The following is a 14,651-nucleotide window of genomic DNA, read 5'->3' as shown; positions in this document are numbered from 1 at the left end:
CAGCCGCCATAACACGGGAATGCGGGCACAAAAAAAGCGCCTGCATTCGTGATAGGGGCGCTTGTGCGCCTTGATTTCGTCGGGTCGCCAAACCCGGTCGCTGAATTTGCAGCGACCTGGGAAGAGTAACGTGTGAACCGACGAGGCGCAAGCTGAGAGGTGCGGGCAGGTTGCATGGGGCTGGGCCATGGCATAGAGTAGGCGGGCAAAGTGAATATCCTCAGACGCCCTCGGTTGCAGCCGGGGGCGTTCTCGTTAGTGAGCGGCTACCGGGCGGCGCTCAAGCTTGAGCCAGGTGAGATTGCGGCCTTGCCGCGCCTTCTCATACATCTGCCCTAGTGCATCGGGATTGGCGAGCACGTTGGGAACCAGCTGCGCCGCATCTCGAATCGTCACGTCGCTAGGCGTCTCGATAGCCAGTAGCCCCCAATCGAGAGTCGGCCAAATCAGCAGCAGAACGTGCGCCCCTTTGGCCAGCGCTTCGTCCCGCAGTTTTTGCAAGCGCGCCAGCCGCCCATGTGTTGGAGCCTTTTGACCCAGTTCGTCGATTGCATCGAGCGCTGCGTGAGGGAGGAAAATGGGCGTCATGCGACCACCTTGTCACGCGCAGCGATACGAGCGCGCGTCCAGGCCTGAACTTCAGAAAGAACCCAAGCCACGGGAGCGCCGCGGGCGGTGCTGTCAGTGAGTTTCACAGGCTGAGGGAAGGTGCTTTCAGGTTGACTCATCAGCTTGTAGATCGTTGGGCGTGCAAGCCCCACGAGCTCTACAACTTCTTTCATGCGAATGAGCCTGGCCGGCTGATCGATTGCAGAGCCGCCCAGCGGTGCGGGTTGGAGTGTCATAGCTGTATCCCTGTATTGGTTTTACAGGGCGGAGCCTATGCAGGGGCTACCTAGCTGTGAATGTTCACTTTACTTTTTGCTTAGTGAACTGGGAGGGCCATAACCCAGCCAGGGAATGCGCTTTAGAATTGCCCCCATCTGAACCTTCGATAGCGACGCCCCTGTTTCGCGCTCCTGCCAGGCACGTAGCTTGCTGTTCAGATTGTGCATGGCTGTTCCTGCGTTGATGAGTTCCAGCACTTTCGCTTCTATGGATTGATCACGGCTCTCCAAGCCTTCCCGGCGCCGAGCAATCCCACTCAACACCCCGTCGATTTTGGTGTCCGCATGCCTCGACGCTGCGTTGGCCAACTCGCCTATCTCACAGCATGCTGCGTTTTCATCAGGTTCCAGCCAGGCGCTAGCACCTGGCACATAGTCCTCAATGCAGCAAAGGTGCATCTGATAGTACTCAAGGGCGGGTATCTCTTGACCTTGTGTAATCAAGTGTTCGGCCAAGCCGCATAAAGCGTGGATAGCATTTGCCAACGCGAAAGCAGCAATAACTTGCACATCTGTCGCCGTTTCGAGCCCGGTATAGTTCCGGAACTGGGCTACAAGTTGCCTGGCCCCGTAGTGAGAAATCACCTGGTAGATCGCGTCATTGTATTGCAGTGCAGCATTGCTCAGCTCTGCGCCGATTTCCTCCGGGAGCCAGTGGCGGCAGCGCTCCATGATGTTCAGTACGGCATCAACCTCTGAAGCGTAACCACTGAAGATTGGAAGGCGCTTCAGATGCTCCCTGATGGTGCTGGATTCGGTCCGGGTCGGATGGATGGCCAGCCCATCAATGGACAAAGAGTCAGCCTGCATCAACATTCCCCCACGCCCCGGCAGTTTGCGCCGAACCCGCGATTTGCTTTGACCTGAGAGAGGATGCGCATAGGCCAGCAGGCGGGCGAGGGGCTTTTGGCGTTACACGGGACCGCGAGGTTACACCGGATGTACGAAATTATTTTGGTCGGTGTTACGTGCCTAATTCCCAATGATTTCAGCGTTTTGGCCTGATCCGTTACACGGGTTACACCTCGTACACCGGCTTTTGATGAGACAAGCATTGTCATGCCCTCCACCATCATCTCAGTCTGCTTCATGGATGGAGGGACCTCCCATGGGCAAAATCGTAGGGAGTAATTGCATCCCTGCGATTAGCATCCAGGTAGTCGGCCCACCACTGCACCATAAGTCTCCGCTCTTGTAAGTGCTCAGCCTTGTGGATGTAGGCGGCACGCACCGTGTTTCTCTCTTGGTGGCTCATTTGCCGCTCGACCGCGTCTTTACTCCAAAGTCCAGACTCAACCAGTGCAGAACAGGCCATTGTCCGAAAACCATGGCCGCATACCTCTGCTTTGGTGTCATACCCCATTCGCCGCAGGGCTTTGTTCACGGTGTTCTCGCTCATCGGCTTCCAGTGATTGTGGTCACCCGCAAACACCAGATCGAAACGGCCAGTGAGGTTACGAATTCTCTCCAGCACCTCTACAGCCTGTCGGCTGAGCGGCACCAGGTGTGGCGTGCTCATCTTGGAGCCTCGATGGGAGTTTTTCACGCCCTCAATAGCCACTCTTTCGCCAGGGATTTCCCACATCAGCCTCCTCATGTCTATCTCTCCCCAGCGAGCGAAGCGGAGCTCACTGGAGCGGATGAATACCAACATGGTCAGCTGCACCGCGAGCTTGGTCAGGCCGCGCCCGCTGTCGGCATCTATCCGCTGGAGAAGCTCAGGTAAGCGCTCGAATGGCAAAGCAGGCCGGTGCGCTGTTTTGCGGGTAGCCGTGGCGCCTTGCAGATCGATCGCAGGGTTGAAATCCAGATGGCCATGCTGAACCGCCATGCGGAGGATGCCCGTCATGTACTGGCGTAGGCGTGCAGCCGTATCCAAGGTATCCCGCTTCTCTGCCGCTTTCAGTGGAACAAGCAGATCCCGTGTTTTCAGCTCCGCGACCGGACGATCACCGAGAGTGGGCAACAGGTGGGATTCAATGCGTCGCCAAACGGTGGAGGCATGACCAGGTGTCCACTTACGAGCGCAGGCCGCATGCCATTCCTGTGCAAGCAAACGGAAAGTATTCGACCGGGCGTTTACCGCTTCCTGTTTGTCCAAGCGCGCCTGCTCGATGGGGTCTTTCCCAGCAGCAAGAAGCTCAAGCGCCTGAGCGCGTCGCTCCCTGGCAGCCTTCAAGCCGAGCGCCGGATAGTTGCCAAACGTTGCTAAACCATCACGGCCATCAGGTTTGGTGTACTTCATACGCCAAGTCTTGACGCCTGAAGGCTTCACCAGCAGGTAGAGGCCTTTGCCATCGAACAGCTTGTAGTCCTTCTCCCGAGGCTTGGCCGCATCACATTTGGGATCGGTGAGAGGCACCACTGTGCGCGCCATAGGGATACGTTTCCTTGTCGAACCGAGATATCCCTAACCATATCCCTAAATCGCGTAGATGCCCAGAGACAAAACGAGACAGGCATAAACAACAAAGCCCGCGCTATGCGGGCTCTGCGGGGTGTTTCGTAGACAGTCATAGACTTCTGGAAACTGGTCTCTGGTGCCGGAGACAGGAATCGAACCTGCGACCTTCGCGTTACGAGTTAGATGCTCTGGTGCATCACCAATCTTTACCACCCTCTACAGACCTATGCAGAATGGGGCTTTCAGCTTAGTCTTGGCTTAACGAACCATCACCAAGATGGACCATTTTTGATAGCCCACGCTAGCCCAATGCTAGCCAAGCGACTCAGGTTGAAGCCGCCATGAAGCTCAAGTTCACCAAGTCCGCCCTGACAGCCATCGCACCGCCAGCCATCAATCGCCTGAACGTGTACGACACCGAGATACCCAAGCTGGTGCTTCGCATCACAGCAGCAGGCAGCCGCACCTTCTACGTGATCAAGCGCGTTGCAGGTGCCATGGAATGGGTCAAACTCGGATCATTCCCGGAGACGACGGTTGAGCAGGCTCGCATCAAAGCGCAGACAGTCCTAAGCGAGTTCGCCAACGGCGCCAACCCAGCAGCAGTTCGTCGAGCCATCCGGGAAGAACCCACCTTCCTGGAAGTGTTCAAGCAGTACCTTTCTGAGAAGAAAAAGCGCGACGGCTCCCCGCTCAGCGAACGCACCAAGCGCGACTATACGGATGTGGTAAACATGTATTTGACACCAATCCATGGCAGCAAGCTGTCTCAGATAACCCGATCCGAGATCAAGGCTATTCACTCTAGGACGACGAAGAAGAGCCCCGCTCAAGCGGACCGCGCGGTCATCGTCGTGTCGTCGGTCTACAACTTCGCTGCTGACCTCGAAATGTTCACCGGCGCCAACCCGGCAAGTCGAATTCAGAAAAACCCAGCGCCCTCTCGGGACCGGTTCGCTCTGGCGCCCGAACTCCCCTACCTGATGGAAGCCATCGCCGAATCGGATCTCTGCGACTTCTTCCTGTTGTCACTACTCACGGGAGCGCGCCGTTCCAACGTGCAAGAAATGGCGTGGCGCGATCTAGATATGGATGCAGGCGTCTGGCGTCTTGGCATGACAAAAAACGGCAGCCCCCAGAATGTAACCCTTTCACCGGAAGCCGTGAACGCACTCAAGAATCGGCAGCGCCAAACGAAAGGGTCCGGCTTTGTGTTCCCGGGTTCGGGCAAGACCGGTCACCTGGTCGAGCCCAAGAAGGCATGGGCGACGGTTTTGCGGCGCGCCAGCATACGCCGCCTACTGGATCTCCTCGAACAGCATGAGAAACTGAGCCCGGATGAACGCCAATTCGCCGATGCGCTGCTTCTGACCGCTTCAGCAAAAGCAGATAAGCAATATCGGGCTCTGGCGGATGAACTGGGTATCGATCCCGCCATGTACGACATGGCAGATCTGCGTATTCACGATTTGCGTCGTACCCTTGGGAGCTGGCAAGCCAAAACGGGGGCATCACTCGCAATCATTGGCAAGAGCCTCAACCATAAGACGCACCAAGCAACACAGATCTATGCCCGGCTCGATCTGGACCCTGTACGTCAGTCGGTCAATACCGCAACGCAGGCGATGCTTGAAGCGGCAGGAAGAAAAAAGCCCGCTGATGTGGTGAACCTACCTCGGAAAACCATCACAAACTGACAAGGCAAAGTATCCTGTGAATCCAGATATTGTTAAGCACCAACTTCGACTCAAGCGTCAAGTAGCTTGCGTGGAGCTCTTGCAGAACGAATTTTTGAGCTTCGTATGGGCGGAAACGCCCGCAACGCTTGATGAACTCAGAGAACGATTTGAAAGGATGTTATCTGAGCTGGACAGCACCGAGGGGCTATCCGCGATTCTCGTCATGCAGCTTTTTGAAGTGCTTGAGCAAAAAGCATTCGCTGAAATAAGAAAACCAACTGCTTTGCTCGCGTCAACACGCCCCGATGACTTCGCGGAAAAACTTCCCGAGCGCTATATAGAACTTGCCAAGGCTGTTCAACAACACTCTTACAAAGAGAAGCAATCAAGCCAAGCGAAGAATGCAAGCAAGATGCCTAGACCCGCCGGAAGGCATGCTGATCGAGAAAGGGTGATCAATCTGCTGCGAGAAAGAATAGCAAACGGGCAGTTCGTTCCGGGGCGAAAACTTGAGATCGCCAAATTCGTTGGGGAGATCTACGACACCTACGAAAGCCTGGGGCGAAAAGAGACGATCAGAAATTGGGTAAAAGATTATCTGAAAACACACACTTAACGCCCTGAGCGTGAGGAAACATCGGCTCATTTTCCCGACCATAGCCCTGACCGGTCATGACACGCGGGGCGTCACGTAGCCCTGCCTAGATTAATTTCGTACAGGGCTTCATCATGAAAAATCTGAACACTGATCAAATCGAGGCAATCAAGGCCGAGATTGTTGCACAGCTTGGGCATGACCCCAAAAACCCGCCGGTTCACGTAGACGACAAGCAAGCAGCTCAAGTCTTGGGTGCAAAAGCAAGCACCCTCTCCGTTTGGAGGTCTACCGGACGTTACAACCTCCCCTTCCTCAAAGTCGGACGACTAGTGCGCTATCGGGTGAGCGACCTAGCCATCTTCCTGGCCCGCCGCATCGCTGACCATACCGGGCAACAGTTCTAGCTAGTCATTGCAAATCCTACCTGACTATCTCGATAGATGAATGCGCGCCTCTCCAACGGTGCGCTGGTCATGGCGCTAAATCTGGTGCGATCAGTAACGACATGGGAAAAATGCTTATCCGCTTGCTTGAGCTCGGACATGAGGTCTGTATCGAATCAAGCCGGCTAGTGATCCGATCGGCAAATAACAAACCAGTACCCGATTATTTTCTAGAGAAATACTCAGGTATGTTCCAGGAAATTCTCAATCGTATCAAACCTAAGGTATATGAATATTATGAATACTCAGTAGATAACTACGATGGGCGTTACCCTGGGCTTTCGCTTCAATTTCGCCCCGTTTTTGAAGGAGTGTACAGCTTTGCAATCTTCAATGTGGAGCTAACCCGCGAAAGAGACACGAAGGCTGGCCGCCGAGGCGAGAGACTACCGCCAGGCCACTTCCGAATCAAAAGTGAGCGCTGTGGTTTCTATCAATTCTGGCTGCGCTCGGGAGCAAGGTTCCCGAGACGCTTATCCGCGTTTCACGACTATATGGGGCGGCTCAAAGGGATCCTGTTCACAGCCGAATGCTCAAGCGAAAAACCGGAACGCCTAGATGCGAAAACTATACGTCCCTTGTCTATTTCGGCTGAAGTCATACGAAAAGCGTTTTTGCCGGACATGACTCAGACAAACGCCGGACAAACGCCAGACAAACTCCGGACAATTTTGCCGGACAAGGTTCCAGCTCAAAGCCTTATGCAGCAGGGCATACAGGCAGATTTTGCTACGGGTGCTGTGAAGCACGGTAAAGCGGTAAACAGAGGAGCGCCTGTAGATTCTTCATTGACTGCATCAAAGACGCGACCAGAGGATCAAAGCGAAGATGAGTGGCTGAGAGATTACTGCAGTCCCGCCTCAAGCGATGATCATGCGTGGGGCAATTCGAGGAGCTCATCCAAGATGATTCTTGGGCGCGCCGAGAGTCCACCCAACGTCTAAAACTCACATTAGCTAATGTTTCCCGCGCATGATCAGATGTACTCGGCCTCCGATAAACGCAAGCTACTTGCTGCTTAACCGAGGCCACATGAGCGTTTGAATGGCGAGTATTTGAGCTGGCGTAATACCGCCGCCGATAGCATCAATTCGTTGAAGCCATTCGGCGGCAGTCAAGCTCTCACCCCGCCTGACAAGACCACCGAAATCAATCACCGCCTGCTGAAGTGAATCCAGCATCTCAGGATAAAACGGGCCGCCATCGAACCTGACGCTCAGCCAGCCAAGGCGTGATCGCATAATTCCTAGCTCGCTGCTTGCGCGATGTTTCATGACAGTTACCCCGCCACTGCGGTCAAGCAGGGCGCTCTCCGCGCGCCTTCCATGGATGCTCTCCCTGACCGTGTAGCTGCCCAGGCGAGCTCGGATATAGCCACGACCACCTGACAAATGGGTCGTAAATACCGTGGTCATATAGGCATCATAACGGGACGATTCTTTCCATGGCAAGAATCTCCGCAACCCTCGACAACGACGGCAGTCTGAAAAAGCTCGGTGCAGCAATTCGGGCCCGCCGCCTGGCGCTTGCGCTTTCGCAGGAAGCACTAGCCGATGCGGCAGGCGTGGATCGTTCTCATATGGGGAAGATCGAGAGGGGGGAAAGGAATGTCACCTTCCTGAATATCTTGCGCATCGCCGTTGCAGTTGAATGCAAACCGTCCGAGCTGTTGGTCGATGCAAGCCTCTAGCGTCATCTGATAGCTGCCCAGTTCGCCGATGAGTCATCCTGCGGCTGATAACGAACCAACTGCCGGCCCTACAACGCCCGAGCCAGGTAACCACTCACAAAACCTCTACCCGGCTTCCATTCGCGCTGAACCAAACACGCGCATCAGACGCTACGCACATCGCGCATTGCTCATCCATGAGGTCGATTAAATGGAAAGAATCACCTGGTTTGCCGCAGATAACCCTGACAAGAAACGCATCCCTGAATGGCGCCGCTCGTGCGGTTTCAGCGACAAGGGGACCATTTTCGTGCCTGCCGCCATGGCAGGGGACGAGACAGAGTTCAATGTGATGCTATGCGCTCAAGGTGACCGGCAACCCCTTGCGATACACCTCGATCATTACTTCGTCTGCAGCGCCTGGCTAAAGCAAGAATTTCCCAAGCACCTCGAACTAATAGAGATCATCGAGAACCGTGTCCGTCAGGCCATTGCGGAAATGGCCCAACAGCAAACGACATCTGAAACGCTCTGAATTCGCACGCCGCAAGCTTGATCCCGCGCTTTAGCAGATTGCTTGAAAACGCGCGGGATCATAAGGACGAAGGCTGTCACCCCCCAGATCAAACCTCCAATACCCCACGTCATGCCAGGCATCGAGCTTGAACCCGACCAGGGGAAACGTCCCGATGTGCTGGAACCCGAGTCGCTCGTGTAGCCCAACACTCCCTTCATTCGGCAAGGCAATGCCGGCATACGCCGAGCGATACCCCAGACGCTTCAGAACTGGCAGCAACACGTCATAGAGCTGCCGACCAACCCCACTGCGGCGCTGGCCCTCGGCGACATACACCGTCACATCCACCGCCCAGCGGTAAGCCGCCCGCGCCCGGTGCTGACTGGCATAGGCATAGCCGACTACCTGCCCCTCCTGCACCGCTACCAGATACGGGTATGTTTGCAGCGTCGTGGCGATCCGCTCCCGCATTTGCTCCACGCTCGGCACTGCCTCTTCGAATGAGATGGCCGTATTGAGTACGATGGGCGCATAGATGGCCTGGATCTCTTCTGCATCCTCTGGTCTGGCAACACGAATCTCGATTCCGCTAGGCATCCGGCTGCTCCAAGCTGCTCAGGTATTCAACTACTTCGTTGACGGTGCTCCGCGCAGTGCGGGTGACGCCGATCAGTGTCGCCGAGGCCAGGCCGGTCCAGTCGCCATATCCCACCAGCCAGAGGCACGGCTCGCTAATAGAGCGCGCCCCGTCAACCTCGACCCTGCCGTTGTCATCCAGCACGCCCAGCGCCAGCAAGTGATCCAGCGCCGGCCGGAAGCCGGTACACCAGATCACTGCATCGACCTGTGTTTTCTCACCGTTGGGCCAGACGACCCCGTCAGGAGTGAATGAGATAAAGGGCCTTACGGCTCGAAGAGCTCCGCGTTCACGGGCCCGAACCACCGAGGGCACCATGACGATATCGCCAAGCCCGCCTACCGGTGCGTCGATAACACGGCCTTCCTGTTGAGCCTTGAGGCGCTCGGTAGCCCGTTCGAACAGCACCCGCCCATCGACATCATCAGGCAGAAACGCCGGCTCCTCCGTGGTCACCCACGTTGCGTCGGCGACCTCGGACAGCTCCGCATAGATTTGCGCCCCCGAGTTGCCGCCACCAACGACCAGCACCCGCTTTCCTCGGAAAGCCTCTGGTGACTGGTAATGGGCAGAGTGAAGCTGTATCCCCTGGAACAGCTCTATTTCCGGATAGACCGGAACATAGGGCTTGCTCCAGGTCCCCGTAGCGCTGATGACGGTACGGGCTTCCCAGTCGCAGTCCTTCGAGCGCACACGAAGTCCACGTGCGGTCCGCTCCACCGTCGTGACGCTAACGGGGCGAACGATAGGAAACCCGTAGCGCGCCTCGTACTGCTCCAGATAGCTGACCACGTGATCCCTACCGGGATTGCCTTCGATGACTGGTGGCATCGGCCATCCCGCGATCGAACTCCAGGCCGAGGGCGAGAACAGCGTCAGCGAGTCCCAGCCATGGCGCCAGGCCCCGCCCGCTGCCTCTTCGGCATCCAGCAGCACGAACGACAGCTTCGCCCGCTTCAGAAAATAGGCCACCGTCAGCGCGGACTGCCCGCCGCCAATCACGATGACATCGAGTAGTTCGCCGTCGGTGGCCATGGTTTCTCCCATCAGGCTGGAGCGTTCAGCCTTCGCCGAACTGGTTGATGTAGTTGAGGTGCGCAGGCTTCTGAATCGCCCGTGGACGCAGCTCCTGCACCCACGCAATGGCCTCGCGGCGCGGCATTCCGGACTCGATAAGCAGACGTGCAGCGAACAATCCGGTACGCCCGGAGCCGCCCTTGCAGTGGATGGCCAGGGCTTTGTTGGATGCGAGCAATGCGTCCAACTGGTGGCGAATCTCTCCCATTCGGGCCTCGAAGTTTTGATCCGGAGCCTGATCATCCTCGATCGGCAATTGGTACCACACCAACCCATGCTGCCTGGCCGCGACACCAAGCTCGGCAACGCCGTTTTCCTGAAGCTCTGTATCCGACATCAGTGTCACCAGCGCCATGGCGCCAGCCTGCTTCAGCGTCTCCAGGCTTTCAGCAAGATCGCTGGCCTGGGTGCCCGGGCAGGGTGTGAAAATCAGGCTGCCGGGGCTGTGCGGCAAGGACTTAAGCGAGTAAGGGTGTGACATGTCGTTTGCCTCAAATGGATCGCTGGTTGACGCGCCTGGACAGCTCCTCCGCCGACTCCTTGCGCTCGGAGTAGCGGTCCACCAGGTAGTCCTGGCGGTCGCGCAGCAGCAGGGTGAACTTCATCAGTTCTTCCATCACATCGACCAGGCGATCGTAGAAGGAGGACGGTTTCATCCGCCCGGCGTCATCGAACTCCAGGAATGCCTTGGGTACCGAGGACTGGTTGGGGATGGTGAACATCCGCATCCAGCGGCCCAACACGCGCAATTGGTTCACCACGTTAAACGACTGCGAACCACCACACACCTGCAGCACCGCCAAGGTCTTGCCCTGGGTTGGACGAACGGCGCCCATGGCCAGCGGAACCCAATCGATCTGCGCCTTGAACACAGCGCTCATCGAGCCGTGACGCTCGGGCGAACACCACACCTGGCCCTCGGACCATTGCATCAGCTCGCGGAGCTCCAGCACCTTCTCGTGGGAGTCCGGTGCGTCATCCGGCAACGGCAGGCCGGAAGGATCGAAGATACGGGCTTCGGCGCCGAACTCTTCCAGCAGGCGCGCAGCTTCCTGGACTATCAAGCGGCTGAACGAGCGCTCGCGGGTCGATCCGTACAGCAGCAGGATGCGCGGTTTATGCGTGGAAGGACCCTTCGGTTCCAGCCGCTCCAGCGACGGCAGGTCAAGCAGTTCTGGCTGGACATTTGGCAGGTGGTCGTTCATTTCGGTCTCCATTGATCCAGGGCCTACAGCGCGCCGATGCGGGCAAGCTCGGCTTTCAGTTCGTCCTGGCTCAGTTGCGGGAAAGGCAGCGCAATGAAGGCGCGAACGCGCTCATTGATCTTCGCCAAAGTGGTCTGGAAGGCTTCTTCGATTTCCGCCTCGCTCCCGGTAACCGCCGAAGGGTCGGCCAGGCCCCAGTGAGCCTTGAGCGATGGGCCGAAGAAGATCGGGCAGGCTTCGCCAGCAGCGCGGTCGCATACCGTGACGACGATGTCGGGAGGGGAGCTCTCGAAGTCGTCCGAGGCCTTGCTCGAAAGGCCAGCGGTGGAGATTCCGGCGGCTTCCAAGGTCTTCAGTGCCCGCTCATTGACCTTGCCGCTAGGGAAGCTGCCCGAGCTCACCGCTTCCATACCCTCGGGGGCCAGGTGATTGAACAGCGCTTCGGACAGGATGCTGCGGCAGCTGTTGTGGGTGCACATGAACAAGACTTTCATCAGGTATCTCCGGTTCAAAAGCTCAGGCGGATGGCCAATGCGGCCAGGGTGGCAAGCAGGATCGGCAGCGTCAGAACGATGCCGGTGCGGAAGTAGTAGCCCCAGGTGATGACGATGTTCTTGCGGGCCAGCACGTGCAGCCACAGCAAGGTGGCCAGGCTGCCGATGGGCGTGATTTTCGGGCCGAGGTCGCAACCGATGACGTTGGCGTAGATCATGGCCTCGCGCACGATGCCGGTGGCCTCGGCGGAGTGGATCGACAGGGCGCCTACCAGAACGGTGGGCATGTTGTTCATGACCGACGAAAGGCCAGCGGCGAGCAGCCCCGTCCCGAGAGACGCGCCCCAGATCCCGTAGCCGGCGAAGACATTGAGAATCTGCGTCAGGTAGTCGGTGAGACCAGCGTTACGCAGGCCGTAGACAACGAGGTACATGCCCAGCGAGAACACCACGACCTGCCAGGGCGCGTCCTTGAGCACCTTGCGGGTCGAAATCACGTGCCCGCGCGCGGCGATCAGGTAGAGGATCAGCGCACAGGCGGCAGCGATGGCGCTGATGGGCACGCCCAGCGGCTCAATGGCGAAGAAGCCGACCAGCAGCAGCGCCAGCACCCACCAGCCGGCAACGAACGTCGCCTTGTCGCGGATAGCGGCTTCGGGAGCCTTCAACTGGTCGAGTTCGTAGGTACGCGGCAGGTCCTTGCGGAAGAACCACAGCAGCATGCCCAGAGTGGCGGCGATGCTGACCAGATTCACCGGCACCATGACCGAGGCGTACTCGCTGAAACCGATGCCGAAGTAGTCGGCGGAGACGATGTTCACCAGGTTGGACACCACCAGCGGCAGGCTCGCGGTATCGGCGATAAAGCCTGCTGCCATGACGAATGCCAGCGTCGCGGCCGGGGAAAAGCGCAGGGCCAGCAGCATCGCGATGACGATCGGGGTCAGGATCAGTGCCGCACCGTCGTTGGCGAACAACGCCGAGACGGCGGCACCCAGCAGGATGATGAAGGCGAACAGCTTGCGGCTGCTGCCCTTCCCCCAGCGCGCCACGTGCAATGCCGCCCACTCGAAGAACCCCGCCTCATCCAGCAGCAGGCTGATGATGATGACGGCGATGAAGGTGGCGGTAGCGTTCCAGACGATCTGCCAGACCACGGGGATATCGGACAGGCTCACGACGCCCGCCAGCAGCGCCACGACGGCCCCCAGTGCGGCGCTCCAGCCCACACCCAGGCCTTTGGGCTGCCAGATGACGAGAACGATCGTCACCAGGAAAATCAGAAATGCGATCAGCATGACTACAACTCAATCAGCGAAGGGAAGGATCAAGCACAAGCCGCAGGGCTCTGCGGCCGCTCGCCCATTTCGGCGAGGCGCAGCGCATCGGGGCTCAACCATTCCTGGTTCGCATCGACCACGCCCTTCAGCATGGCGTCCACCCACTGCGGCAGTTCGGGATGCAGTCGGTAGTACACCCACTGGCCTTTGCGGCGATCCATCAGGATTCCAGCCTCACGCAACTGGGCCAGGTGCCGGGAGATCTTCGGCTGGCTCAGTTCAAGCGCGTGGGTGAGTTCGCAGACACAGAGTTCGCCTTCGCGGGCGATCAGCAGGGTCATCCGGGCCCGGGTGTCGTCAGCCAGGCATTTGAAAACGATGGGGGGAGTCAGGGCTTCCGGCATGTAGCCTCCTGGAGGCCGCCCACCGGGCGGCTGAAATATCTGGAAATCCGAATATATGCCAATTCAAATATATGGACAACCGGATATTTCTATCGCACCCATCGGGCCTCACCAGAGATAGCTCGCCTCCACGAACGTCAGCGAGTTCGTTCGCAGGTGCCCCAGGAATGAATCCTGCGGCCCCCGGAAAATGTCGAACCCGGTGCTAACCCGCCATGAGTCGGTCACCGCGTACTTCAGGCGGCCCCGGAGCATCCAGTCATTGCGGGGTTCGGTCCACACGGCGAACAGGTCCAGGTCGGCCTTCGAATCGAACAGTGGCCTGGCGTAGCGCAGCGTCAGCCCGTACTGGTCCCGATCCAGTTCGTTGCTGATCAGGGCCTGAGCCGCCTGCACCTGGGCCATCAAGGGATCGTTGGCGATGCTCGATACCGAGCGCAAATGCCGCCAGAAGCCTTGCAGGGAAACGGTTTCGCGATCACCGATGTACCACTCGGCGCCGCCGATCGCCGAGGTGTAGGGCTGCCGGCGTGCCACCGCCGGGTCGGACGACTGTTCGAAGTCCACCCAGGCGATTTCTCCCCGGTAGGCCATTTCGCCGCGAACAATCGTAAAGTCGCCGCCGACCATCCGCATGCGGGTTGCATGCTGACCGAGGGTCACGCCGGCAGGCGTGGCACTACGCACCGCGAAGGTTGGAAACAGGTCGTGCCCATCGATCACGCTGATCGACCAGTCCGCGTCCGAGCCCAGTACGTCGTACTTCACCGCCACCGTTGGGCGGACATCCGGGTCTTGCTCGCGGAAGGTCACGCCAGGCGTTTTCTCCAGCGGCACTTCGTTGAAGCGGAAGCCGTCCAGCACATGGACCTGCAGCTTTCCGGCACCGGCGGCGCAGTCCAGGTGCAGCCCCCAGTTGCCGGTGCGCTGATCCGTGGTCTCCGGGGTCAGGCGCCTGTAGTTGCTGGGAGACACCTGGTCGGTGGGGTTGATCCCATCGGCCCGCCCCCACATCACCAGCTTCTTGCCCAGTGCAGGCGCACACAGGGTTTCGCTGTTTTTCACATACAACTCGTTGACCCCGGCATCTTCCCGCCTGCCGTCCAGTCGCTCAGGGGACGACAGGGCCCAGACCTCGCTGCTGAAGGCCAGGCTCTCGCTGGCTTGCCAGTCGAGCTTGAGCTTGGCGCGATTGGAGGAAATCGTGTGGCGGTCATCCAGCATCCGGTTCGATGACCAAACCCCTGCCGCGACTTCGCCAGTGACTTCAGCCACGTCGGCGACGGCGCCCACCGAAAAAACCAGGGGCACGACGGCACCAGCCCACCAGCCGGGGGAAAAAGACCCGCTCATGTCC

The 14,651-nt window shown here is 58.4% G+C and carries 19 protein-coding genes; 6 read left to right on the top strand and 13 right to left on the bottom strand.

Translation table 11 applies throughout. The features are described from left to right. Positions 1 to 255: 255 nt before the first annotated feature. The 4 genes from RTI28_RS07840 to RTI28_RS07825 all read right to left on the bottom strand — a co-directional run bounded on the left by RTI28_RS07840 (position 256) and on the right by RTI28_RS07825 (position 3,264). Positions 256 to 588, bottom strand: a complete 333-nt coding sequence (locus RTI28_RS07840; RefSeq protein WP_316919927.1) for a hypothetical protein — start codon at positions 586 to 588, stop codon at positions 256 to 258. After that, the gene (locus tag RTI28_RS07835; RefSeq protein WP_316919926.1) at positions 585 to 845 is read right to left on the bottom strand and encodes an AlpA family transcriptional regulator; all 261 of its coding nucleotides are present in this window, start codon (positions 843 to 845) and stop codon (positions 585 to 587) included. Before RTI28_RS07835 ends, RTI28_RS07840 begins: the two co-directional genes overlap by 4 nt. Before the next feature lie 69 nt (positions 846 to 914). After that, positions 915 to 1,703: a hypothetical protein gene (locus tag RTI28_RS07830; protein ID WP_316919925.1), complete on the bottom strand. Its 789-nt coding sequence runs from the start codon at positions 1,701 to 1,703 to the stop codon at positions 915 to 917. A gap of 271 nt (positions 1,704 to 1,974) precedes the next feature. Continuing rightward, positions 1,975 to 3,264 (bottom strand): tyrosine-type recombinase/integrase, encoded by a 1,290-nt coding sequence (locus tag RTI28_RS07825; RefSeq protein WP_316919924.1) that lies wholly within the window; start codon positions 3,262 to 3,264, stop codon positions 1,975 to 1,977. Between the two features lie 368 nt (positions 3,265 to 3,632). On the opposite strand from RTI28_RS07825, the gene RTI28_RS07820 reads away from it, so the two are divergent. From RTI28_RS07820 to RTI28_RS07805, 4 genes are all read left to right on the top strand, one after another. Next, positions 3,633 to 4,988, top strand: coding sequence for a tyrosine-type recombinase/integrase (locus RTI28_RS07820; protein ID WP_316919923.1), 1,356 nt, complete (start codon positions 3,633 to 3,635; stop codon positions 4,986 to 4,988). A 16-nt stretch (positions 4,989 to 5,004) separates the two neighbouring features. Further along, complete coding sequence (locus tag RTI28_RS07815) at positions 5,005 to 5,586, top strand: hypothetical protein (protein WP_316919922.1); 582 nt, start codon at positions 5,005 to 5,007, stop codon at positions 5,584 to 5,586. A 113-nt stretch (positions 5,587 to 5,699) separates the two neighbouring features. Continuing rightward, complete coding sequence (locus tag RTI28_RS07810) at positions 5,700 to 5,972, top strand: helix-turn-helix domain-containing protein (protein ID WP_278929336.1); 273 nt, start codon at positions 5,700 to 5,702, stop codon at positions 5,970 to 5,972. A 101-nt stretch (positions 5,973 to 6,073) separates the two neighbouring features. After that, on the top strand, positions 6,074 to 6,955 hold the full coding sequence (locus RTI28_RS07805) for a hypothetical protein (protein ID WP_316919921.1): 882 nt from the start codon (positions 6,074 to 6,076) through the stop codon (positions 6,953 to 6,955). A gap of 63 nt (positions 6,956 to 7,018) precedes the next feature. Here RTI28_RS07805 and RTI28_RS07800 read toward each other — a convergent pair whose 3' ends face one another. Further along, entirely contained in the window at positions 7,019 to 7,285 is a 267-nt protein-coding gene (locus tag RTI28_RS07800; protein WP_316919920.1) for a hypothetical protein, read from the bottom strand. 170 nt (positions 7,286 to 7,455) lie between these two features. Between RTI28_RS07800 and RTI28_RS07795 the strand changes: the two genes are divergently transcribed. After that, entirely contained in the window at positions 7,456 to 7,701 is a 246-nt protein-coding gene (locus RTI28_RS07795; protein WP_009402735.1) for a helix-turn-helix domain-containing protein, read from the top strand. A gap of 190 nt (positions 7,702 to 7,891) precedes the next feature. Next, entirely contained in the window at positions 7,892 to 8,215 is a 324-nt protein-coding gene (locus tag RTI28_RS07790) for a hypothetical protein (protein WP_316919919.1), read from the top strand. Between the two features lie 30 nt (positions 8,216 to 8,245). Here the strand turns inward: RTI28_RS07790 and RTI28_RS07785 are convergent, their stop codons facing one another. The 8 genes from RTI28_RS07785 to RTI28_RS07750 all read right to left on the bottom strand — a co-directional run bounded on the left by RTI28_RS07785 (position 8,246) and on the right by RTI28_RS07750 (position 14,647). Then, positions 8,246 to 8,794 carry an arsinothricin resistance N-acetyltransferase ArsN1 family B gene (locus RTI28_RS07785; RefSeq protein WP_316919918.1) on the bottom strand — a complete coding sequence of 183 codons (549 nt, stop codon included), beginning with the start codon at positions 8,792 to 8,794 and terminating at the stop codon, positions 8,246 to 8,248. Continuing rightward, complete coding sequence (locus RTI28_RS07780; protein ID WP_316919917.1) at positions 8,787 to 9,869, bottom strand: ArsO family NAD(P)H-dependent flavin-containing monooxygenase; 1,083 nt, start codon at positions 9,867 to 9,869, stop codon at positions 8,787 to 8,789. Before RTI28_RS07780 ends, RTI28_RS07785 begins: the two co-directional genes overlap by 8 nt. 25 nt (positions 9,870 to 9,894) lie before the next feature. Next, entirely contained in the window at positions 9,895 to 10,392 is a 498-nt protein-coding gene (locus tag RTI28_RS07775) for a cyclin-dependent kinase inhibitor 3 family protein (RefSeq protein ID WP_316919916.1), read from the bottom strand. 10 nt (positions 10,393 to 10,402) lie between these two features. Next, positions 10,403 to 11,116: an arsenical resistance protein ArsH gene (arsH, locus tag RTI28_RS07770; protein ID WP_316919915.1), complete on the bottom strand. Its 714-nt coding sequence runs from the start codon at positions 11,114 to 11,116 to the stop codon at positions 10,403 to 10,405. A gap of 23 nt (positions 11,117 to 11,139) precedes the next feature. Beyond that, positions 11,140 to 11,610 (bottom strand): arsenate reductase ArsC, encoded by a 471-nt coding sequence (locus RTI28_RS07765; RefSeq protein ID WP_316919914.1) that lies wholly within the window; start codon positions 11,608 to 11,610, stop codon positions 11,140 to 11,142. 14 nt (positions 11,611 to 11,624) lie between these two features. Next, on the bottom strand, positions 11,625 to 12,908 hold the full coding sequence (locus tag RTI28_RS07760; RefSeq protein ID WP_316919913.1) for an arsenic transporter: 1,284 nt from the start codon (positions 12,906 to 12,908) through the stop codon (positions 11,625 to 11,627). A gap of 29 nt (positions 12,909 to 12,937) precedes the next feature. Next, the gene (locus RTI28_RS07755; protein ID WP_316919912.1) at positions 12,938 to 13,294 is read right to left on the bottom strand and encodes a metalloregulator ArsR/SmtB family transcription factor; all 357 of its coding nucleotides are present in this window, start codon (positions 13,292 to 13,294) and stop codon (positions 12,938 to 12,940) included. A gap of 108 nt (positions 13,295 to 13,402) precedes the next feature. Continuing rightward, complete coding sequence (locus RTI28_RS07750; protein WP_316919911.1) at positions 13,403 to 14,647, bottom strand: hypothetical protein; 1,245 nt, start codon at positions 14,645 to 14,647, stop codon at positions 13,403 to 13,405. Positions 14,648 to 14,651 lie beyond the last annotated feature (4 nt).

Origin of the sequence: Pseudomonas sp. zfem002, assembly GCF_032621685.1 — a bacterium.
Taxonomy (GTDB): domain Bacteria; phylum Pseudomonadota; class Gammaproteobacteria; order Pseudomonadales; family Pseudomonadaceae; genus Aquipseudomonas; species Aquipseudomonas japonica.
This window is presented reverse-complemented; position numbering and strand designations above follow the sequence as displayed.

Bases quoted from the DNA above. Each gene is read 5' to 3' on its own strand.
- RTI28_RS07840 (WP_316919927.1), bottom strand. From the start codon at position 588: ATGACGCCCATTTTCCTCCCTCACGCAGCGCTCGATGCAATCGACGAA.
- RTI28_RS07835 (WP_316919926.1), bottom strand. From the start codon at position 845: ATGACACTCCAACCCGCACCGCTGGGCGGCTCTGCAATCGATCAGCCG.
- RTI28_RS07830 (WP_316919925.1), bottom strand. From the start codon at position 1,703: ATGTTGATGCAGGCTGACTCTTTGTCCATTGATGGGCTGGCCATCCAT.
- RTI28_RS07825 (WP_316919924.1), bottom strand. From the start codon at position 3,264: ATGGCGCGCACAGTGGTGCCTCTCACCGATCCCAAATGTGATGCGGCC.
- RTI28_RS07820 (WP_316919923.1), top strand. From the start codon at position 3,633: ATGAAGCTCAAGTTCACCAAGTCCGCCCTGACAGCCATCGCACCGCCA.
- RTI28_RS07810 (WP_278929336.1), top strand. From the start codon at position 5,700: ATGAAAAATCTGAACACTGATCAAATCGAGGCAATCAAGGCCGAGATT.
- RTI28_RS07805 (WP_316919921.1), top strand. From the start codon at position 6,074: ATGGGAAAAATGCTTATCCGCTTGCTTGAGCTCGGACATGAGGTCTGT.
- RTI28_RS07800 (WP_316919920.1), bottom strand. From the start codon at position 7,285: ATGAAACATCGCGCAAGCAGCGAGCTAGGAATTATGCGATCACGCCTT.
- RTI28_RS07795 (WP_009402735.1), top strand. From the start codon at position 7,456: ATGGCAAGAATCTCCGCAACCCTCGACAACGACGGCAGTCTGAAAAAG.
- RTI28_RS07790 (WP_316919919.1), top strand. From the start codon at position 7,892: ATGGAAAGAATCACCTGGTTTGCCGCAGATAACCCTGACAAGAAACGC.
- RTI28_RS07785 (WP_316919918.1), bottom strand. From the start codon at position 8,794: ATGCCTAGCGGAATCGAGATTCGTGTTGCCAGACCAGAGGATGCAGAA.
- RTI28_RS07780 (WP_316919917.1), bottom strand. From the start codon at position 9,869: ATGGCCACCGACGGCGAACTACTCGATGTCATCGTGATTGGCGGCGGG.
- RTI28_RS07775 (WP_316919916.1), bottom strand. From the start codon at position 10,392: ATGTCACACCCTTACTCGCTTAAGTCCTTGCCGCACAGCCCCGGCAGC.
- arsH (WP_316919915.1), bottom strand. From the start codon at position 11,116: ATGAACGACCACCTGCCAAATGTCCAGCCAGAACTGCTTGACCTGCCG.
- RTI28_RS07765 (WP_316919914.1), bottom strand. From the start codon at position 11,610: ATGAAAGTCTTGTTCATGTGCACCCACAACAGCTGCCGCAGCATCCTG.
- RTI28_RS07760 (WP_316919913.1), bottom strand. From the start codon at position 12,908: ATGCTGATCGCATTTCTGATTTTCCTGGTGACGATCGTTCTCGTCATC.
- RTI28_RS07755 (WP_316919912.1), bottom strand. From the start codon at position 13,294: ATGCCGGAAGCCCTGACTCCCCCCATCGTTTTCAAATGCCTGGCTGAC.
- RTI28_RS07750 (WP_316919911.1), bottom strand. From the start codon at position 14,647: ATGAGCGGGTCTTTTTCCCCCGGCTGGTGGGCTGGTGCCGTCGTGCCC.